This window comes from Alphaproteobacteria bacterium (genome assembly GCA_024244705.1).
Lineage (GTDB): Bacteria > Pseudomonadota > Alphaproteobacteria > JAAEOK01 > JAAEOK01 > JAAEOK01.
The window spans coordinates 1-19,707 of sequence record JAAEOK010000005.1 but is presented as its reverse complement, the minus strand read 5'-3'; the positions used below and the strand labels follow the sequence as shown (position 1 = coordinate 19,707).

General features: G+C 66.9%; 25 protein-coding genes. 7 read left to right on the top strand and 18 right to left on the bottom strand.

Features of this window, described 5'->3' with window-relative positions:
• Nucleotides 1-47 precede the first annotated feature (47 nt).
• Complete coding sequence (gene hslU, locus GY791_01135; protein MCP4327028.1) at nt 48-1,373, top strand: ATP-dependent protease ATPase subunit HslU; 1,326 nt, start codon at nt 48-50, stop codon at nt 1,371-1,373.
• A 57-nt stretch (nt 1,374-1,430) separates the two neighbouring features.
• Here the strand turns inward: hslU and GY791_01130 are convergent, their stop codons facing one another.
• The 13 genes from GY791_01130 to GY791_01070 all read right to left on the bottom strand — a co-directional run bounded on the left by GY791_01130 (nt 1,431) and on the right by GY791_01070 (nt 11,117).
• Complete coding sequence (locus GY791_01130; protein ID MCP4327027.1) at nt 1,431-1,880, bottom strand: universal stress protein; 450 nt, start codon at nt 1,878-1,880, stop codon at nt 1,431-1,433.
• A gap of 206 nt (nt 1,881-2,086) precedes the next feature.
• Nucleotides 2,087-2,671 carry an SCO family protein gene (locus GY791_01125; protein MCP4327026.1) on the bottom strand — a complete coding sequence of 195 codons (585 nt, stop codon included), beginning with the start codon at nt 2,669-2,671 and terminating at the stop codon, nt 2,087-2,089.
• The gene (locus GY791_01120; GenBank protein MCP4327025.1) at nt 2,668-3,192 is read right to left on the bottom strand and encodes a hypothetical protein; all 525 of its coding nucleotides are present in this window, start codon (nt 3,190-3,192) and stop codon (nt 2,668-2,670) included. The genes GY791_01125 and GY791_01120 overlap by 4 nt, the downstream gene beginning before the upstream one ends.
• Before the next feature lie 2 nt (nt 3,193-3,194).
• Nucleotides 3,195-3,629, bottom strand: a complete 435-nt coding sequence (locus tag GY791_01115; protein MCP4327024.1) for a hypothetical protein — start codon at nt 3,627-3,629, stop codon at nt 3,195-3,197.
• A gap of 177 nt (nt 3,630-3,806) precedes the next feature.
• Complete coding sequence (locus GY791_01110; GenBank protein ID MCP4327023.1) at nt 3,807-4,169, bottom strand: helix-turn-helix transcriptional regulator; 363 nt, start codon at nt 4,167-4,169, stop codon at nt 3,807-3,809.
• A gap of 49 nt (nt 4,170-4,218) precedes the next feature.
• Nucleotides 4,219-4,707, bottom strand: coding sequence for a GFA family protein (locus GY791_01105; GenBank protein MCP4327022.1), 489 nt, complete (start codon nt 4,705-4,707; stop codon nt 4,219-4,221).
• A 131-nt stretch (nt 4,708-4,838) separates the two neighbouring features.
• The gene (locus GY791_01100; GenBank protein MCP4327021.1) at nt 4,839-5,747 is read right to left on the bottom strand and encodes a DMT family transporter; all 909 of its coding nucleotides are present in this window, start codon (nt 5,745-5,747) and stop codon (nt 4,839-4,841) included.
• Between the two features lie 40 nt (nt 5,748-5,787).
• Nucleotides 5,788-6,333, bottom strand: a complete 546-nt coding sequence (locus tag GY791_01095; GenBank protein MCP4327020.1) for a hypothetical protein — start codon at nt 6,331-6,333, stop codon at nt 5,788-5,790.
• Nucleotides 6,314-6,994 carry a lactate utilization protein C gene (locus GY791_01090; GenBank protein MCP4327019.1) on the bottom strand — a complete coding sequence of 227 codons (681 nt, stop codon included), beginning with the start codon at nt 6,992-6,994 and terminating at the stop codon, nt 6,314-6,316. The genes GY791_01095 and GY791_01090 overlap by 20 nt, the downstream gene beginning before the upstream one ends.
• Entirely contained in the window at nt 6,991-8,421 is a 1,431-nt protein-coding gene (locus tag GY791_01085) for an iron-sulfur cluster-binding protein (GenBank protein ID MCP4327018.1), read from the bottom strand. Before GY791_01085 ends, GY791_01090 begins: the two co-directional genes overlap by 4 nt.
• Nucleotides 8,422-8,424: 3 nt before the next feature.
• Entirely contained in the window at nt 8,425-9,192 is a 768-nt protein-coding gene (locus GY791_01080; protein ID MCP4327017.1) for a (Fe-S)-binding protein, read from the bottom strand.
• A 97-nt stretch (nt 9,193-9,289) separates the two neighbouring features.
• Nucleotides 9,290-10,513 (bottom strand): murein transglycosylase, encoded by a 1,224-nt coding sequence (locus tag GY791_01075; GenBank protein ID MCP4327016.1) that lies wholly within the window; start codon nt 10,511-10,513, stop codon nt 9,290-9,292.
• Nucleotides 10,458-11,117, bottom strand: a complete 660-nt coding sequence (locus GY791_01070) for a Tim44 domain-containing protein (GenBank protein ID MCP4327015.1) — start codon at nt 11,115-11,117, stop codon at nt 10,458-10,460. Before GY791_01070 ends, GY791_01075 begins: the two co-directional genes overlap by 56 nt.
• A 181-nt stretch (nt 11,118-11,298) precedes the next feature.
• Here GY791_01070 and GY791_01065 point away from each other — a divergent pair, with 181 nt between their 5' ends.
• The 3 genes from GY791_01065 to secB all read left to right on the top strand — a co-directional run bounded on the left by GY791_01065 (nt 11,299) and on the right by secB (nt 12,908).
• A complete protein-coding gene (locus GY791_01065) occupies nt 11,299-11,802 on the top strand; it encodes an FxsA family protein (GenBank protein ID MCP4327014.1) in 504 nt (167 codons plus the stop codon).
• Complete coding sequence (locus tag GY791_01060) at nt 11,799-12,350, top strand: histidine phosphatase family protein (protein MCP4327013.1); 552 nt, start codon at nt 11,799-11,801, stop codon at nt 12,348-12,350. Before GY791_01065 ends, GY791_01060 begins: the two co-directional genes overlap by 4 nt.
• Nucleotides 12,351-12,422: 72 nt before the next feature.
• Complete coding sequence (secB, locus tag GY791_01055) at nt 12,423-12,908, top strand: protein-export chaperone SecB (GenBank protein MCP4327012.1); 486 nt, start codon at nt 12,423-12,425, stop codon at nt 12,906-12,908.
• A 57-nt stretch (nt 12,909-12,965) separates the two neighbouring features.
• Here the strand turns inward: secB and dnaQ are convergent, their stop codons facing one another.
• From dnaQ to GY791_01030, 5 genes are read right to left on the bottom strand one after another with little or no spacing between them, the layout of a single operon-like run.
• Nucleotides 12,966-13,637: a DNA polymerase III subunit epsilon gene (gene dnaQ, locus GY791_01050; GenBank protein MCP4327011.1), complete on the bottom strand. Its 672-nt coding sequence runs from the start codon at nt 13,635-13,637 to the stop codon at nt 12,966-12,968.
• An 18-nt stretch (nt 13,638-13,655) separates the two neighbouring features.
• Nucleotides 13,656-14,273 carry a dephospho-CoA kinase gene (locus GY791_01045; protein MCP4327010.1) on the bottom strand — a complete coding sequence of 206 codons (618 nt, stop codon included), beginning with the start codon at nt 14,271-14,273 and terminating at the stop codon, nt 13,656-13,658.
• Nucleotides 14,274-14,279: 6 nt separating this feature from the next.
• Nucleotides 14,280-15,125: a shikimate dehydrogenase gene (locus GY791_01040; protein ID MCP4327009.1), complete on the bottom strand. Its 846-nt coding sequence runs from the start codon at nt 15,123-15,125 to the stop codon at nt 14,280-14,282.
• Entirely contained in the window at nt 15,125-15,709 is a 585-nt protein-coding gene (locus tag GY791_01035; protein ID MCP4327008.1) for a Maf-like protein, read from the bottom strand. Before GY791_01035 ends, GY791_01040 begins: the two co-directional genes overlap by 1 nt.
• Before the next feature lie 20 nt (nt 15,710-15,729).
• Nucleotides 15,730-16,560, bottom strand: a complete 831-nt coding sequence (locus GY791_01030; protein MCP4327007.1) for a kinase/pyrophosphorylase — start codon at nt 16,558-16,560, stop codon at nt 15,730-15,732.
• A gap of 374 nt (nt 16,561-16,934) precedes the next feature.
• Here GY791_01030 and GY791_01025 point away from each other — a divergent pair, with 374 nt between their 5' ends.
• From GY791_01025 to hemJ, 3 genes are read left to right on the top strand one after another with little or no spacing between them, the layout of a single operon-like run.
• On the top strand, nt 16,935-17,981 hold the full coding sequence (locus GY791_01025) for a uroporphyrinogen decarboxylase (GenBank protein ID MCP4327006.1): 1,047 nt from the start codon (nt 16,935-16,937) through the stop codon (nt 17,979-17,981).
• The gene (gene hemH, locus GY791_01020; protein ID MCP4327005.1) at nt 17,978-19,045 is read left to right on the top strand and encodes a ferrochelatase; all 1,068 of its coding nucleotides are present in this window, start codon (nt 17,978-17,980) and stop codon (nt 19,043-19,045) included. Before GY791_01025 ends, hemH begins: the two co-directional genes overlap by 4 nt.
• Nucleotides 19,046-19,480 (top strand): protoporphyrinogen oxidase HemJ, encoded by a 435-nt coding sequence (gene hemJ / locus GY791_01015; protein ID MCP4327004.1) that lies wholly within the window; start codon nt 19,046-19,048, stop codon nt 19,478-19,480.
• Nucleotides 19,481-19,707 lie beyond the last annotated feature (227 nt).

Below are 19,707 nucleotides of genomic sequence, written 5' to 3'. Positions count from 1 at the left end.
GCCGACATCTGCGTCTATACGAACACCAACCTGACCATCGAGACCCTATGACCGACTATACCGCCTCCGCCTTCAGTCCGCGCGAGATCGTCTCCGAGCTGGACCGCTTCATCGTCGGCCAGAACGACGCCAAGCGCGCCGTCGCCGTCGCGCTGCGCAACCGCTGGCGGCGCCAGCAACTGTCCGACGAGCTTCGCGAAGAGGTGCTGCCGAAGAACATCCTGATGATCGGCCCGACCGGCGTCGGCAAGACCGAGATCGCGCGCCGGCTCGCCAAGCTCGCCCAGGCGCCGTTCCTCAAGGTCGAGGCGACCAAATTCACCGAGGTCGGCTATGTCGGCCGCGACGTCGAGCAGATCGTCCGCGACCTGGTCGAGATCGCCATCAGCATGACCCGCGAACAGTTGCGTAAGGAGGTCACCGCCAAGGCCGAGCTCAACGCCGAGGAACGGGTGCTCAACGCGCTGGTCGGCGAAAAAGCCGGCCGCGACACCCGCGAGAAGTTCCGCCGCATGCTGCGCGACGGCCAGATCAACGACAAGGAGATCGAGATCGAGGTGATGGAATCCGGCGCCGGCAACCTGCCGACCTTCGATCTGCCGGGCATGCCCGGGGCCAGCGTCGGCATGGTCAACCTCAACGACATATTCGGCAAGGCGTTCGGCGGCCGCACCAAGTCCAAGCGGTTGACGGTCGACGAAAGCTATGACGTGCTGTTGGCGGAGGAAAGCGACAAGCTGCTCGACGAGGACCGGGTCGTCGGCGGCGCGATTACGCTGGTCGAGCAGAACGGCATCGTCTTCCTCGACGAGATCGACAAGATCACCGCGCGCTCGGAACGGGTCGGCGCCGACGTCAGCCGCGAAGGCGTGCAGCGCGACTTGCTGCCGCTGATCGAGGGCACCCAGGTGGCGACCAAGCACGGCACGGTCAAGACCGACCACATCCTGTTCATCGCCTCGGGCGCGTTCCACCTCGCCAAGCCGTCGGACCTGCTGCCCGAACTGCAGGGCCGGCTGCCGATCCGGGTCGAGCTCAAGGCGCTGACCCGCGACGATTTCGCGCGCATATTGCGCGAGCCCGAGAACAGCCTGATCATCCAGTACAAGGCGCTGATGGGCACCGAGGACGTGGCCCTCGACTTTACCGAGGACGCGATCGACGCCCTCGCCGACCTGTCGGCCGACATCAACAGCGCGGTCGAGAACATCGGCGCCCGCCGCCTCCATACGGTGATGGAAAAGCTGCTCGACGAGATCAGCTTCACCGCCACCGATCGCCCCGGCGACGAAATCACCATCGACGCCGCCTATGTCCAGGAACGGGTCGGCGAGCTGGCCAAGGACGCCGACCTCAGCAGGTTCATTCTGTAGGGGCTGCTTGTCCGCCACCACGCGGTGGCGAAATCCGCCCTTCCGCGCCCACCAAATCTAAGCCACCACCGTGGCGCAGTTGCAGGGCGCCAGTTGTGAGACCTTGTTCGACACGCTGCCCATCAAGAGCCGCCTGGTCGGGCCCAGGCCGCGGCGGCCCATGACGATGAAATCGGCCTTCTGGGCATCGGCGACCGACAGCACGACCTCGGTCGGATCGCCGAATTCGGCGACCCAGGTGATGTCCTCGATGCCGTGGCCGCGGGCGCGCTCCCGCGCCGCCTCGGCCAATCCCTCGACGACCGAATCGTAGTAGAGATAGTCGTAGGGCTCGGGCAGATGCTCCTGGCGGCCGAAGCGCTGCAGCTCGGCCGGAATGTCGCCGCGGACGATGGCATGGACGACGATCAATTTGGCGTCGGAGCCGGCGCACAGGCGGCAGGCGAAATCGAGCGCCGCCCACCCGTTCTCCGAACCGTCGATTGCCACCAAGACACGCTCGTACATGGACATCCCCTCCGAAATACCGGCACCGTTTCGGGGAGATGAACATAATTCGGGCGCCGCGTCGACAGGCGAGGACCGGACCGCCGGCGGCCCGGTTCGGGGCAATCACTCGGGCACGCCGGCGCGCGCGCCAGCCTGTGGCGGACACCCACTGGGCGATACCAAAGTCCAGCGGGTCCATGGTCAGTCCGGATCGGGGCTCCTCGCTAATCGAGATAGTTCGCCAGCGCCGCCGCCATGACGTCGGCCTTGGTGCCGTGCGGGAACAGGGTCAGGAACCGGCCGTCGGGGCCCATCAGGTAGGTGATCGAGGAATGGTTGACGAGGTAGTCGACGGCGTCCCCATCGACACCCGGCACCTTGACGCGATGGATGCGGTACGCCTTGGCGGCCGCCGCGACTTGGGCCTCGCTGCCGGTAAGCCCGGTGAGGTCGGGATGGAACAGGCCGACATAGTCGCCCAGCACCGCCGGCGTGTCGCGTGCCGGATCGATCGAGACGAACAACGGCTGCACCCGCCCCGCCGTGTCGCCGAGGAGGTCGAGCGCCGCCGCCATTTCCTGGAGCCCGGTCGGGCAGATGTCCGGGCAATAGGTATAGCCGAAATAGATCAGCATATGGCGGCCGCGGAAATCGGCGTCGGTGCGGCTTTCGCCGCGATGGTCGACCAACGTGAACGGGCCGCCGAACAGCGCCTCCAGCGGCGGCGCGGTCGTGTCTTGCGCGGCCCCCGCTCCCGCCGGGACGACCAGAGTGGCGGCGAGCAGCACGGCGATCAGCCGGGTGCTCATTCCTCCGGCTTCAGGCCCGGAATGCCGTAGACGCCATCGGCCTCGATCAGTGCCTTGACCTGCTCGTCGCCGCGGAACCAGTTCTTGGCCTCCTGGCTCTTGCGGTCGAGTCCGCGTTGTTCCGCCCAGTCGCGCACGAACCAGGTCGCCCGGCTCCACTCGCCGTCGGGTGCCAGGCGCTTGAACTGGAGGACGAAAAGCGTCGCCTTGGGATCCTTGATGAGGAGCCCGTCGGCGGTGATCTTCCGGCCGCAGAAGGGCAACAGGTCGTTGGCGGCGCCGGCGAAGATATCCTGGTTCTTGGCCGGCAGGATGAGGGTGCCGTCGTCCTTGAGCAGGCCGAGCTGGCGCTTGCCGCCACCGCAATTTTCCGGACAGTCGCCGCTGAGCTCGCACAATATGTCGACGACCGTGGCGTCGAAGCGGGCCTTTTCCTCGTACTCGATGCCCCATTCGTCGGCGGCCAGCGCCGGGCCGGCGAACAGAGCGGCGGCCGTAGCCGCGATGATCCAAATCTTCATGATCAGTTCCCGAACGGCTGGATGCCGTAATCCTCGTGGGTCAGGTTGACGACGCCATTGTCGTCGGCGACTTGGCTGACGATCAGGTAGTTGACGCCGTCGCGCTGATAGAGGTCGCCGTCGACGGTGACGCTGTGGCTCTGGATGGTCAGCAGCTTCGGATTGTTGACGCTGGTCGCGTCGCCCTCGACGCGCAGCACGACATAGACGTTGCCGTCCTCGCCGAGCACGCTGACCGGGATGCCGCCGACCGCGCACCACACCGCGCATTGGTGGTGGGCGGTGCCTTCGGCGTACATGATCTCGGTGACATAGCACCAGGTATCGATGATCTCCCCGGTTACGGTAACCCGCTCAGGCGTCGCCCCCCGCGCCGCGCCGGTGGCACAAAACACGAGGGCCGCCGCGCCCAAGGCGGCGGCGCGTATCACTTTCATCGAATCTTCCTCCGGCCATATCGATCAAGCGGCGGGATTATGGGAGCAGGCCGAGCGGCGGTCCAATCAAACCGGGTTCACGAGAATCGGCGCGCCGCGTTATCCATCGCCCGACACCTAATGCCGGCGATGTTGCGCTGTGTCCCGGGCCGAACCGGCCGCGGGCGGACCGGATTGCTACCGTTTGCGGGCGGTGCTCAAATCGGAGAGCAGGGCCTCGATTTCCTCGTCTTCGAGATCGCCGATCTGCTCGGCGAGCACGTTGGCGAGTTCGGTCGCCTGGGGCCGCATGCCGGCGGTGTCGACGACCACCCGCGGGTGCGACAGGCGGGCCAGCCGCTTGAGCTCTTCCGCCTGGTCCCAGATGAGGTCGAAATAGCCGCAGATCTGCATCACCAGGCCGGGACTGGGGCGACCGCGGCGACCGTGTTCGAGCGCCGACAGATAGGCCGCCGAAACCTGCAGCGCCTCGGCCATGTCCTTCAACGTGATCCCGCGCTCCGTCCGGAGCTCGCGGATTCGCTCTCCGAAAGGTGTCATCCTGTTTCCCCAAATATGGTGCAGCGTCGCCGTTTGCTGGGACATGCGCCTAATCCTCGTAAAGACCCCGCGTGCGATGCCAGTCGACGACCGATTCCTCCGGGTAGCCGTCGTACTGACTATCCGACGGGCCGGCCGCGACCTCGACCCAGCTCGCCTTCGACGCCACCATCATGTGGACCGTTTGCGGCGGCACCGGCAGTTCGCTGTCGATCGCGCCGGCGATCGGATAGACCCAGGCCGGCCAGCGCGGGTCCTCGACCCACAACGCGCTGCCGCACTTGGCGCAGAAATTGCGCCGCGCCGGGCTTTTCTCGGTGCCGCTTTCGGTCGCGATCGTGGCCTGCCAGACGGTGATGTTCTCCGTGCCCTCGACGGTCAGCGTGGCGGCGTCGCCCATCAGGTTGATAGCGTAGCCGCCGGCACCGGCACTCTTGCGGCAGATCGAGCAGTAACAGCGCATGAAGGGATAGCGGGTATGCGAATCGACCGCGAACGTCACGGCCTTGCATTCACAGGATCCTTCCAAGCGTGGCATCGAAGTCTCGAAAATCGTCTCGAATGCTTAACTGAAAAGCAGTTTAACCGATTGATTCCGTGTTGTCTCCCCTTTCGACGCAAATCCGTCACATTCCGACACACGGGGCGCCGGCGGCGGCGGTCGCGGTTCTAGGGCGCCAGCGGCGGCGGTCGGTGGCGCAGGCGGCCGAGCGCATTGCCGGTGATGGCGGCGATCAGGATGGCACCGCCGACCCAGGTCCACGGGCTCGCCGTCTCGCCGAGGAAGATCCACACCCAGAGCGGGCCGAACACCACCTCGGTCATGGCCAGCAGGGTCAGTTCCGCCGCCGGCAGCGCCTTCGAGCCGATGGTGTAGAGGCTGAGCCCGAAGCCGAGCTGGCACACGCCGAGACCCAGGGCGAGCAGGGTGTCGTTGGTCGACAGCGCCAGCGAAACGCCGCCGCCGAGACATATCGCCAGCGCGACCGCGGTCATGAACAGCCCGCCGAGGGAGACCGCGGGCAGCATGTCGTCGTTGCGCCCCGAGCGCAGAGCGATGGTGAACAGGGCGAAACCGAGCGCCGAGACCAGCGCCGCCGCGTTGCCGAACAGATGGCCGACGGCGATGCCCTCGGCGACCATGATGGCGACGCCGACGAGCCCCACGGCCATGGCGATCCAGGTCGCCCGCCGCACCCTCTCGCCGATCAGCACGCGGCCCAGGAGGGCGGCGATGAAGGGCGCGGTGGCGAACAGGAACATGGCGTTGGCGACGGTGGTGTTGACCACCGATACGATGCTGCCGGAAAAGGCGAGGACCAGGGCCAGCCCGCCGAGCACCCCGGCGCGGCCGGCGCGGCGATAGACGGCGAGCGGACGGCCCCCGCTCCTCGCCGCGATGACCAGGAACAGGAAGATTGACAACGCCAGCGAGCGATAGAACAGGATCGCCCACGCCTCCGGGTTCTCCATCAGGCGGACGAACAGACCGAGGATCGACCAGCAGAGGCCGGCCATCAGGACCAGGATGAGGCCGGTGCGATGGCCGATAACGGGCGCGGCGGGGGATGCGGTCATCCGATATGACGTCCGCGCGGAGCGGACACGGCGCCCACCCTCACCGCGACCGCTTGAGCAGGACATAGAGCGCGCCGTCGCCGCCGTCGCGCGGCCGCGCCGGGCGGAAGGCGAGCAGCAACGGCCGCAGTTCGGCGCCGTTGAGCCAGGCCGGCACGGCGGCGCGCAAAACGCCGCCGGTGCGCGCGCCCTTGCCGGTGATGACCAGCACGCAGCGGCGCCCCGCCTGGGCCGAGGCGGTGATGAAGTCGATCAGCGCGCGGTGGGCCTCGGCCTGGGTGTGGCGATGGAGGTCGAGCCGGGCCTCGACCTCGAGCTGGCCTTTCTTGAGGCGCTCGGCGGTCCGTTTGTCGACGCCGGGGGCCGTGGCGGCGCTCAACGGCGGCAGCGCCGGCGCCGGACGCGGTTCCGTCGGGCGCGCCGAGGCTCGGCCTTTCCCGGCCTCGGGTTTGGCCGTGCCCGGGGCCACCGGCGCCGTGGCGATGGGCGCCGCCTGCTTGCGCTTCAAGGGCGTGGTGTCGCGCACGACATGGGCCCACAGCGCGTCGCCGTCGACCGCGGACGGCTTAGTCTTCCGCGGCGCCATCGATCAGGATGATGTGCAGCCGCCGCGGGCCGTGGGCGCCCATCTGCAGGGTCTGCTCGATATCGGCGCTGCGCGACGGGCCGGTGATGAGGTTGAGGGTTCGCGGCGGCGCGTCGCCGAACGCCGCGCGCACCCGATCCCAGGCATCTTCGTAGGGGCCGACAATTTCGTCGGCGTCGAGGATGACGACATGGGTCTCGGGCAGGAAGTTGATCGTCGTCGGCGACGCCGCACCGGAGACGAGCAGCAGCGTGCCGGTTTCGGCGATAGCGGTGAACGCGGCGGCGACGCCGACCGCGTCGTCGCCTTCCGCCTTGTCGCGGCGGATCTCCAACAGCGGCGCCTGGTCCCAGGGGATGGCGTCGAGCTTCGGATCGGGCGCCATCACCACCCGCGCCGGCAGGTTCTGCTCGCTGAGGTAGGTGGTGAGCGCGTCCGGCACCTCCGCCCCATCCGCCACCCGGGCGACCGTGGCCGCCGCCTCGACCGCCATGTCGACGAACAACGCGCGCCGCGCCGACGGGTCGAGTTGGCCGCGCTCGGGCACGAGATGGCGGGGATGCTCGTCGAGACGGGCGGCGAGCCGATCGGTTTCGGCGGCGCTGCGGCCGGCGCCGACGGCGGCGCGGACCCGGCCGAGGATCTGCTCGCGCGCGCTCATGGCCGGCGCTCCGCTCGTTGCGCCGTCCGCCACTGGGCCTGGAAGGTGCCGCCCTGGGGCGCCGGCAGATCGCGGAAATCGGTCCACCCGGCGGCCAGCGGGAGTGCCTTGAAACGGCCGCGGCCACGCGCCAGGACCTTGAGCAGGGTGATGCCGAACCGCATCGCCAGGTGATAGAGCGCGGGCCGGCGGGCGAACCCCGCCCACAGCCGGAGCCCGGAGCGCGCGGCGGCCGGGGACAGCCGGCGTTCGAATTCCTCCTCGCGCCAGTGGCGCATCAGCTTGGGCAGGGGGATACGCACCGGGCACACTTCCTCGCAGCGGCCACAAAAGCTCGACGCATTGGGCAGCGCCTTGGCCTCCTCGAGCCCGATCAGGCCCGGATCGAGCACCTTGCCGACCGGCCCCGGATAAACCCAGCCATAGGCGTGGCCGCCGACCGCGCCGTAGACCGGACAATGGTTCATGCAGGCGCCGCAGCGGATGCAGCGCAGGATTTCCTGGAACTCGGTGCCGAGCAAGCGGCTGCGGCCGTTGTCGAGGAACACGACATGGAATTGGTCGGGACCGTCGATGTCCTCGGAGCGCTTGGGCCCGGTCGAGAACGTGGTGTAGACCGACATTTCCTGTCCGGTCGCCGACCGCGCGAGGACCCGCAGCAGCGTGGTCGCGTCCTCCAGGGTGGGGACGACCTTCTCCAGGCTGGCGATGACGATATGGACCCGGGGCAGGATCTGAGTCAGGTCGCCGTTACCCTCGTTGGTGACGATCACCGTCGAGCCGGTCTCGGCGATGCAGAAATTGGCCCCGGTGATGCCGACGTCGGCGTCGATGAATTTTTGCCGCAGTTCGTGGCGCGCCTCGGCCAATAGCTCGGGCGGATCGTCGAGGGAGCGGTCGGCGGGTAATTCGGTGTGGGCGGCGCGGAAGGCGTCGGCGACCTGTTCCTTGTTGACGTGAATCGCCGGCGCGATGATGTGGCTCGGGGTTTCGTGGCGAAGCTGGATGATATATTCGCCGAGATCGGTTTCGACCGGCTCGATGCCGTTCTCCGCCAGATAGTCGTTGATGCCGATCTCCTCGCCGATCATCGACTTGCCCTTGGTCACCGTGCGGGCGCCGGCGCGGCGGCAGATATCGAGGATGACGGTGCGCGCGTCGCCGGCGTCGGCGCACCAATGGACCTCGCCGCCGCTGGCGATCACCTTGTCCTCGAATCGTTCGAGATAGAAATCGAGGTTGGCCAGGGTATGGTTCTTGATGTCGCGCGCCTGGTCGCGCAGCGTCTCGAACTCGGGCAGCCGCGCGGCGGCGGCGCGGCGGCGCTCGATGAACCCGACCTTCATGTTGCCGAGCGCGCGCTGCAGCGACCGATCGGCGAGCGCGACCCGTGAATTGGCGCGGAAATTGTTGCTCGTCGGTTGCAATATCTAGCCCTCGGCCTCGCCGATCGCCGGCGTGTCGGTCATCCCGGCCAGGATTTCGGCGACGTGGCGTACCTCGACGTTGTCTCCTTCGCGTTTGAGCTTGCCGGCGATGTTGAGCAGACAGCCGAGATCGCCGGCGAGGACGAGATCGGCGCCGGTGGCGCGGATGTTGGCGACTTTCTCCGCCACCATGTGGTTGGAAATCTCCGGATACTTGATACAGAACGTGCCGCCGAAGCCGCAGCAAACCTCGGTCGCCGCCATTTCCGTCACGGTCAGCCCGTCGACCTTGGCGAGCAGCGCCCGCGGCTGATCCTTGACCCCATGCTCGCGCAGGCTGGCGCAACTGTCGTGGTAGGTCGCGGTACCGGCGAGCCGCGCGGCCACCCCATCCCAACCGCGGACATCGACCAGGAACTGCGTCAGCTCCCAGGTCCGGCCGGCGAGCTCTTCGGCGCGCGGTGCCCATTCCGCGTCGCCGGCGAACATTTCGGGGTAGTGAAGCTTGATCATGCCGCCGCAGGACCCGCTCGGCACCACGACATAGTCGAAGTCGGCGAAGGCGGCGATGACGCCCTTCGCAATCGCCGCGCTATCGGCGCGGTCGCCATTGTTGTAGGCCGGCTGCGCGCAACAGGTCTGGGCCTGCGGCACGCTGACGCGGCAACCGGCCTGTTCGAGCAGCTTGACCGCGGCGAAACCGACCGACGGCCGAAACAGGTCGACGAGACAGGTCACGAAGAGTCCGACGTGGGGCTGGGCGTCGTTCATTTATCGGGCGATCCGGCAAAATTCAGCTTCCGCCGAACATGCAGCCTGGCCCCGCCTTTGGCAAGACGCGGATGGCGAGAGCGAGCGCGTCGGCGAGCTAGCTCGTCGGCTCGAGCCGTTCGGCGACGGCGATCGGAAGCAGGATGTAATAGGCACCCGGCTGGTTCATCCGGCCGGCCAATTCGAACGCTTCGGCGCCCGAGCCCCAGTAGAAATCGCCGCGCACCGCGCCGGTGATCGCCGATCCGGTGTCCTGGGCGACCATCAGCCGGCGCAGTGGTTTGCCGTCTTCGCCGGGCCATGTGGTGTCGAGCCAGAGCGGCGCGCCGAGGGGCAGGAACGCCCGGTCGACGGCGAGGCTGCGGGCCGGCGTGAGGGCCACGCCCTGGGCGCCGATCGGCCCCGCCCCGACGATCTCGCGAAAAAAGATATAGCGCGGATTCTCGGCCATCAGCAGCCGCGCCTCGACCGGGTTCGCCCGCAGCCATGCGCGGATCGCCGGCATGTTGGCATCCTCCGGGCCGATCAAGCCACGGTCGAGCATCAAGCGGCCGATGGCGACGAAGCCATGACCGTTGTTGCCCGCATAGCCGACGCGCACCACCGTGCCGTCGTCGAGGATCACCCGTCCCGAGCCCTGGATGTGCAGGACAAAGGCGTCGACGGGATCGTCGACCCACAGCAATTCGAGGTCCCGCCCGTCGAGGTAGCCGGCCTCGATCGCATTGCGGTCGGCGTAGGGTACGGCGGCGGCGGCACCCCCGGATGCCGCGACGAGATCGTCGGGCGGCCCATAGATCGGAACCCGGTAGCGGCCGGAGCGGGCCCGCGCGCCCCTCAGCTCGGCTTCGTAATAGCCGGTGAACTTGCCGCTGCCGCCGTGCGGCGATGCCACGCGATAGGGCCGGAATTGGTTTTCGAACAGGGCCCGGGCGGCGCCGTCGTCGACCGCCGGTGCCGACACGGACAGGTCTTGCGCCCGGTCACACACCAATTGCCAATCGCCCACCCGGCCGCTGCGTGGATCGGGGCCCAATGCGCGGTCGGCCGGCAGGGTGTCGAATTTGGCGCAGGAGACCACGAAGGCGCCCACCGCCTCGCCAAGGGCGTCGTCGCGCCAGCCGGGCAGGTCGTCGAAATCGACCGCGGTGAATATGGCGCCGCTGAATGCGGTGTCAGCGGGGTGTTCCGGGGTCGCGACTTCGGCACCGTCACAGGCGCCGAGGGCAAGCAGGGCGGCCGCCGCGATCCAGATTGATGAAAGTCTAGTTCTCGCTACCCGTCTCAACGAGAGTCCAGTTCGGGTCCCGCGACCGGGTATTGCGCGCGAAGGTCCAGATATCGGTGATCTTGGTGACGTGATCGGGATCGCCGTCGACGACCTTGTTGCCGATGTCGCGGGTGACGTTGATCTGTTCGGTGACGAAGCGGACGGTCACGAAGGCAACGCGGGAATCGAGACGGGCCTCGATAATGTTGGATTCCTTGATACCGACCAGCGTCGTTTCCAGGCTCTCGCCGCGATTCTCCCGGGCGTCGATGGCATTGGTGAAATTGTCATAGACCTCGTCGCTGAGCAGCGGCCGCAAGGCTTCCTTCTCGCCCTTGGCGAAGGCGGCGACGACCATTTCGAAGGCGACGCGGGCACCGACGACGAACTCCTCGGGATCGAACGCCCGGTCGGTGACGCGGATCTGGGCCAGTCCGGCCTCCAGCGGCGTGCTCTCCATCGCATCGCCGTCGCCGCGGTCGGGCAAGGCGACCACATTGTCGTCGTTGGCTTTGTCGTTGGTCCGTTCGTAGGCGACATGATCCGGCGGCCGCTCGTGGCCGGTGCGGCGGCCGAGTACGCTTCGCAATCGCAGAATCAGAAAAACCGCGATCATCGCGAAGAAAATCAGATCAATGGGAAATCCGCCGTCCATGCGCTCTTCCGCGTAACCGGGCCCAAATCAAGGATTACGGCGAGCGAGGTTCGGCCGTGGACCGGGCCCGCCGCTTGGTCTAAAGATGGGTGCTTTGAGAACCGATTTCGAGTCCTTATATAGCCAGGGTTACGGTTCGTCTCCGTCAAGTAGATAGAAGGTTCGGGTCGGAAGAGCAAGCATGCTCCTGGTTGTTTTCCTCATACTGGTCGCGGTACCGGCGATCGAGATCGCCCTATTCGTCGAGGTCGGCGGCCTCATCGGCGTCTGGCCGACGATCCTGCTGACCTTCACCACCGCCATCGCCGGAACCATCATGTTGCGGGTGCAGGGGCTGTCGACGCTGCGCCGGGCCGAGCAATCGCTGGCCCGCGACGAGCCGCCGGTGCGCGAGTTGATCGACGGCATGTGTTTGCTGCTGGCCGGGCTGATGCTCTTGATTCCCGGCTTCGCCACCGACGTCATCGGCCTGCTGCTGTTCATTCCGCCGTTGCGCCGCCAGTTCGGCCTGTGGTTGTGGGGCTGGTTCAAGTCGCGGCCCGGGGTCAAGGTCCGTTCCCGTTACGGACGGGGGTTCGAGGCCCGCGACGGGGTCATCGACGGCGAGTTCGAGGAAGTGCAGGACGACGCCATCGAGCTGCCGCCGCCCCCGCCGCCGAAATCGTCGAAATGGGGCCGCCGGTGATTCTGGTCCGCCATGGCGAATCCGAGTTCAATGTCGTGTTTTCCCAGACCCGGATCGATCCCGGGATTCCCGATCCCAAGCTGACCCCGACCGGCCACCGCCAGGCCCGCAACGCCGCCGCCGCCCTCGCCGGCTACGGCATCACCCGGGTGATCTCGAGCCCCTATACGCGCACCCTGCAGACCGCCGTCATTATCGCCGAGGCGCTCGGCGTCGCGCTCGAAATCGAGCCGCTGGTCCGCGAGCGCGGGTTCTTCGTCTGCGACATCGGCACCCCGGCCGGCGATTTGGCCGCGGCGTGGCCGCAGCACGAGTTTGGCCATCTCGACGAGGTCTGGTGGATCGAGGACGAATCCGACGACGCCCTGGTCGCGCGCTGCGACCGGTTTCGCGAACGGGTGGTCGACCATCCCGCGTGGCCCAATCTCGCCGTTGTCGCCCACTGGGGATTCATCCGCGGGCTCACCGGCCTGCAGCTCGGCAACGGCGAGCTGGTGACCTACCGCTTGCCCGACGAAGCGCCGCAAATCGTCCGCACGGGTGGGTGAAAAATTCGGTCGTGTTGCCCCGCCCCGTGATCCGTGGTAGGGCACGCGCGATTCTCTCAGGGAGCCTCGTTCATGTCCGATATCACAGACGGCGCGGCCGCCACCGGCCTGCCCCAGACGCCGCTGCTCGTCAAGGCGCAGTACACCAAAGACCTGTCGTTCGAAAATCCGAGCGCGCCGGAAAGCCTGGCGCGGCTGAAGACGGTTCCCCAGGTCAACGTCAATGTCGGCGTCGAAACCCGCGAACTCGGCGACGGCGATTGGGAAGTCACGCTCGAGATCAAAGCCGACGCAAAGTCGGACGAAGAGACCGTGTTCATCGTCGAATTGATCTATGGCGGTGTGTTCGAGGTCCGCGGCGAGATGCCGGAAGAGGCCAAGCGCGCGCTCTTGCTGATCGAGTGCCCGCGGCTCCTGTTCCCGTTCGCCCGCGACATCCTGTCGAGCGCGACACGCGACGGCGGCCTGCCGCCGTTGCTGTTGCAGCCGATGGATTTCGTCCAGCTCTACCGGCAGAAATACGCCGACGCGGGGCCGCCGACGGTCGGCAACGCGTGAACCGGCGCGGTCCGGCAAGACCGCGTCCCGACACGCACGGGTTTCGTCAAACCGGGGTCAGGCCCGCCACAGCGGTTTATTGATTTTTTCGAGAAAGGCCTCGTGGGCCGCCACCTCGGCCTCGCTCGGCGCATGGGGTCGGGGTTCGCGACGCGGCCGCTCGGCCGCTATCGCCGTCGCGCCGCGGTCGCCGTCGGCGGTCAATGCGAACCCCGGTTGGCGTCCGCCGATCAACTCCAGATAGACCGCCGCGAGCAGGCGGGTGTCGATCAGGGCGCCGTGCTTTTCGCGATCCGATAGATCGATTTCGAAGCGCCTGCAGAGCGCGTCGAGGCTGGCCTGGGCGCCGGGATACTTGCGCCGCGCGATGGCCAAGGTGTCGATCGCCCGGGCGCGGTCGACGATTATCCGGTCGAGCCGCAGAAGCTCCGCGTTGATGAAACGCAGGTCGAATTCCGCGTTGTGGATGACCAGCGGCACATCGGCGATGAATTCGAGGAACGGGTCCGCCACTTTATCGAATGTCGGATGTTTGGCCAGGAATGCCTCGTCGAGCCCGTGGATCTCATAGGCCTCGATCGGCATATCCCGTTCCGGGTTGATGTAGCTGTGAAATTCCTCGCCTGTGGGGACGTGATTGACCAATTCGACACAGGCGATCTCGACGATGCGGTGGCCCGCTTTCGGATCGAGGCCGGTGGTCTCGGTATCGATGGCGATTTCCCGCATATTCCTCCTACGGATCGTTCAATGGCCGGGCGGCCAATGCCGTCCCTTTCGCCGAGCCAGTACACTGACCGCTGCCTTCAATTCGCGCAAGCTTTGGTCCTTGCCGAGGCCGGTATGAATGACGAAATCGGCGCGCCGCCGCTTTTCGGCGTCGGGCATCTGCTGGCGGCGGATGCGTTCCAGCCGCTCATGGGTCATGCCGGGCCGGCGCAAGACCCGCTGGGCCTGCAGGAAGGCGGGCGCGCTGACGACCATGGTCGCATCGACCCGGCGGTCGCCGCCGGTTTCGAACAGCAACGGGATGTCGAGCACGACCATCGCCACCCGGTCGATCGCGGCGCGGCGCAGGAAGGCGGCCTCGCCCTGGCGGACCAGCGGGTGGACGATGGATTCCAAACGCCGCAATGCCGCCGCATCGGCATAAACGATCTCGCCCAACGCGGTCCGGTCGACGGCGCCGCCGCTGACCGCGTCGGGAAACGCATCGGCGATCGCCGCCATCGCGCCGCCACCGTCCGACATCAGCGCGTGAACGCCGGCGTCGGCGTCATAAACGCGGATGCCGAGCCGCCGCAATTGGACCGCCGCCATGGTCTTGCCCATGCCGATCGATCCGGTGAGCCCGACAATCATCATGATGCGTCATTCCGCCAAATCGCTCAGCACAAAGGCGCGCAGCGTATCGGTCACGGCTGGACGGCGGCCGAACCAGGCCTCGAATCCGGGGCGCGCCTGATGCAGCAGCATGCCGAGACCGTCGACGGCGGTGTAGCCCGCCGCCGTCGCCTGCGCCAGCAGGTCGGTCTTGAGCGGGACATAGACGATGTCGTTGACCACCGCGCCCGGGGCCAGGCGATCGAGCGGCAGGTCGAGCGTCGGTTGACCCGACATGCCGAGGCTGGTGCTATTGATCAGCAGCGCCGCCCGGTCGAGCGCCTGCTGTTGGTCGTCCCAATCATAGACGTGGATACGCGAGCGCCCGAGCGTGGCCAGTTTATCGGCCCGGGCGCGGGTGCGATTGAGCAGGCGTAGTTCGCGCACGTCGGCATCGAGCAACGCGACGACGATGCTCCGCGCCGCGCCGCCGGCACCGAGAACGACCGCCGGCCCGCGGTCGGCGGACCAGCCGGGAACCGCGGCGCGCAGGTTTTCGAGAAAGCCGAAGCCATCGGTGTTGCTGCCGAACAGGCGGCCGTCGCGACCGATTGTCACGGTGTTCACGGCGCCGATCCGCGCGGACGCCGCATCGACCTCGTCGACCGCGCCGAGCGCCGCCTCCTTGTGCGGGATCGTGATGTTGACGCCGGCAAAGCCCATCGCCGGCAGCAGGCGCAGGACCGATGACAGGTCATCGGGGTCGACGGCCAAGGGAATGTAAGCACCGTCGATGCCGTAATGCTCGAGCCAATAGCCGTGGAGGCGCGGCGACCGGGAATGCGAAACCGGCCATCCGATAACCCCCGCCAATTTCGCCTCGCCGGAGATAATCATCGCGCGACCGCGCCGTGGCCGCGGAGGAAATCGAGCAACGGCAGCAGCGGCAGCCCGAGGATGGTGAAATAGTCGCCGTCGATATTGGAGAAGAGTTGCGCGCCGAGGCCCTCCACCTGATAGGCGCCGACCGATCGCAGCGCCGCGGCGCCGATGTCGTCGAGATAGCTATCGAGGAACTCGTCGCTGAAGGCCCGCATCGTCAGACGGGGCTCCTCGACATGATGCCACAGCCGGGTGCCGCCGCGCACCACGCAGACGCAGGTGGCGAGGACATGGGCGTGGCCGCGCAGCGCCGCCAGTTGGGCCCGCGCGTGCGCCATATCCGGCGGTTTGTCGAACAGCGTGCCGTTGCAATCGAGAACCTGGTCGGCGCCGATGACCAGCGCGTCGGGGTTGGCCCGCGAGACATGCCGCGCCTTCAATTCGGCGAGCGTGTCGGCGACCGCTACCGCGGACGCCTGCTCGGCGTTCAGCGAATGCTTGATCTCATCCTCGTCGATGTGCGGCGCCTCGGCTGTAAAGGCCAGCCCCGCGCGTTCGAGCATCGCCGCGCGGGTCGGGCTGCTGGAGCCGAGGATGACAGGGGGCGCCGCGTCGATCACGGAAGCTTGTGCCCACCCTCGGCATAGAGCTGCAGCACCGCGGTCGCGGTTTCCTCGATCGAGCGACGGGTCACGTCGATCACCGGCCAGCCCCGATCGGTGAACAGGCGGCGCGCGGCAACGACCTCGGCGCGGACGGATTCGAGATCGGTATAGTCGGTGTCCTGGTCCTGTGCGAGAAGCCGCATGCGGTTGCGGCGGACATGCACCAGCCGCGCCGGATCCTCGGTCAGCCCGACGATCAGCGGGCCATCGGCCTGGAGGAGTTCTGGCGGCAGCGGGCAATTGGGGACCATCGGCACGTTGGCGGCTTTGATGCCGCGATTGGCGAGGTAGATGCAGGTCGGCGTCTTCGATGTCCGCGAAACACCGACCAGGACGATATCGGCCTGATTCAGGGTTTCCGCGGCCTGCCCATCGTCATGGGTGAGGACGAAATTCATCGCGTCGATACGGCCGAAATAGCCGGCGTCGAGAGCATGCTGCCCGCCCGGGCGGCCGCTGCTGCGGACACCCAGATAGGCGGCCATTTTCATTACCACCGGGTCGAGCACGGAGACCGTCGGCACCTTCAAATCGCGGCAGGCGGTTTCCAGCTCTTCGCGCAGCGCCTCATCGACCAGCGTATAGAGAACGAAGCCGGGGTTGGCGGCGACGCTTTTTATCGCTTTATCCAGTGTTGCCCTGGAACGGATCAGCGGCCAGAAATGCTCTTCGCATTCGACCCCCTCGAACTGCGCCAATGAGGCCCGGGCAAGACTCTGAACCGTCTCGCCGGTGGCATCCGAGATCAGGTGGAGATGGAAGTGGTTGCGTTCCGGCGACATGTTGAAAGCCTGCGAGTATCGGGGACAAGGTGCTCTTATCGGCGCCGGCCCGGATTCTATCCTCGCAGCGCCCAAAACGCTTCCCCTTATCACCCACTGGGGACGATGTCATCCCCATGGCGCGGCGATCGGGAAAACGCCTTGGCCGATCGACTTATCCCGTCTCTCCACAGATCGTGAAGCGCGCCCGAGCGATGGGATTTCACATCTTCATACACCGGCTGTCCCCGAATTCAGTCCCCGTTCCACGATGTGGGGACCGAATCGACAATTACGTTAAACCCCGTTTTCAACAGGCATAAACAACAACAACAGCCTTCTTCTATAAGTTAGAAAGAAAATAGGACCGACGGTATAACTCCCATCATTCTTCCATGACCGAATCCGACAAGCTCATATTGCAAGCCCTTCGCGGCGTGAAAACCGAACGGCCGCCGTTCTGGTACATGCGCCAAGCTGGACGCTATTTGCCGGAATACCGTGAACTGCGCGCCGGTGCCGGCGGGTTTCTCGATTTTTGCTTTTCGCCCGGTCTCGCCGTCGAGGCGACGCTGCAGCCGGTGCGGCGCTTTCATACCGATGCGGCGATATTGTTTTCCGACATATTGGTTATTCCGTGGGCGCTGGGCCAGGCGGTGGCTTTCAAGGATGGTGTCGGTCCGGTGCTCGATGGCTTCGATTCCGTTGCCGCGACCGCGCGATTGAAGGAAGACGGTGCCGTCGAAAGGCTCGCTCCGGTCCTCGAGACCGTATCCCGGCTGGGGCCCGAGCTTGCCGACGATGTCGCCTTGATCGGCTTCGCCGGAGCTCCCTGGACGGTAGCGACCTACATGGTCGAGGGCGGCGCGTCCAAGGACTTCGCCCGCGTCCGCGAATGGACCTATCGCGATGGCGACGGCTTTCAGGCCTTGATCGATGTGCTGGTTCGCACCACTGCCGCCTATCTGGTCGCGCAGATCAAGGCTGGGGCCGAGGCGGTTCAGATCTTCGATTCCTGGGCCGGCGTGCTGCCCGAGGACGGGTTCCGGCGGTGGGTGATCGCGCCGACGGCGGCGATCGTCGAGGCGGTCAAGGGCACTGCGCCGACGGTTCCGGTCATCGGGTTCCCACGCGGCGCCGGGATGATGTACGAGGCCTATGTGCGCGGAACCGGGGTCGACGCGGTCGGCCTCGATACCGCCGTGCCGGTTTCGTGGGCGGCGGATGTGCTGCAGCCGCTGGTGCCGGTGCAAGGTAACCTGGACCCGATACAAGTGGTGACCGGCGGGCCGGCGATGATCGAGACGACGGCGCGCATCGTCGACGGGTTTTCCGGCGGCGCCCACATCTTCAATCTCGGCCACGGCTTCGTGCCGGCGACCCCGCCGGAGCATGTCGCCGCGCTTTCGGATTACCTGCGCGGGCTGGGAGCCGAACCGTGAGCCGGACCGCCGTCGTCCTGTTCAACCTTGGCGGACCGGACGGTCCCGATGCCGTCGAACCGTTCTTGTTCAACCTGTTCAACGACCCCGCGATCATCGGCGCGCCGAAGCCGATCCGGCGCTGGCTGGCCCGGCGTATATCGCGGAAACGGGCGCCGCTGGCGCGGGATATCTATGCCGAGCTCGGCGGCGGTTCGCCGCTGCTGCCCAACAGCCGCGCCCAGGCCCGAGCCCTCGAGGATAAGCTGGGCGCGGAGACCGAATGTCGGGTCTTCGTCGCCATGCGGTATTGGCATCCGATGAGCGACGAGGTCGCCGCCGACGTTCTTGCCTACGGGCCGGACCGTATCGTCTTGCTGCCGCTCTATCCGCACTATTCGACGACCACGGGCGGATCGTCGCTGGCCGCTTGGCGCCGCGCCGCGGCTGGAACGGGACTCGATGTCGAATCGCGGGTGGTGTGCTGCTACCCGACCGAGCCCGGTTTCATCGCGGCGCTGGCCGAACTCACCCAACGGGGCATCGATGCGGCACGGGAACAAGCGCCGGATCGGCCGCTGCGGGTCCTGTTCTCGGCCCACGGGCTGCCCGAGAAAGTGATCCGCAAGGGCGACCCCTACGCCGATCATGTCGAGCGGACGGCGGCGGCGGTGGCGGACCGGTTGGCGCTCGACGATCCGGCGCAGGCGGCGCCCGGACTGTCGTGGACGGTCTGTTACCAGAGCCGCGTCGGGCCGCTGAAATGGATCGAGCCCTATACCGACGCCGAAATCGTCCGCGCGGCAGCGGACGGCGCGGCCGCAATTGTCGTCCCGCTCGCCTTCGTCTCCGAGCATTCGGAGACGCTGGTCGAACTCGATATCGAATATGCGAAACTGGCCGCCGACAACGCCATACCCGCCTATGTCCGCGTCCCGACGGTATCGACCCATCCCGCGTTCGTCGGCGGACTGGCGAGCCTCGTCCGCCGCGCGCTGGACGCCGACCGTGAGGTGACTTCGGAACGCGGCGGCCGGCTCTGTCCCGCCGACCGCAGCTGTTGCGCCCAGGGAGGGGTGGCCTAGATGGACGGGTATTTGTGGCTGAAGGCGCTGCACATCATTTCGATGATCGCGTGGATGGCCGGAATGCTCTATCTGCCGCGGCTTTTCGTCTATCACTGCGACGCCGCACCGGGCTCGGAGCTTTCCGAAACCCTCAAGGTCATGGAGCGCCGGTTGCTGCGGGCGATCATCAACCCGGCGATGATCGCCACCTTCGCCTTCGGTATCTGGCTGCTGCTGACGCCGGGGATCGTCGATTGGCAGGCCGGTTGGATCTACGTCAAGCTGGTGGCGGTGGTCGCGCTCAGCGCGGTGCACGGGCTCTACGCGCGCTGGCGCAAAGACTTCGCCGCGGACGGCAACACGCGTCCAGCGCGCTTCTACCGCCTGTGGAACGAGGTGCCGACGGTGTTGATGGTGGTCATCGTCATCATGGTGATCGTGCGGCCGTTCTGACGGCGCTGCCGGCGGTGTGCTAGAGCAGTTTCGAAGAACTCGGAGCCATTCTGACGGAGCGGTTTTGGCCGCTGGGCAGGAGCGAGGAGCGACGACATGCTGAAGCATATCGAGCGACGAGCGACGCCCCCGGCGACCAAAACCGACCGTCCCGTAGGGTTTCCATCCGGCGGCCGGCCACGGCGTCAGCAAGCTTGCCCGATGCTTCGGCATCGCGCCGCACTTGC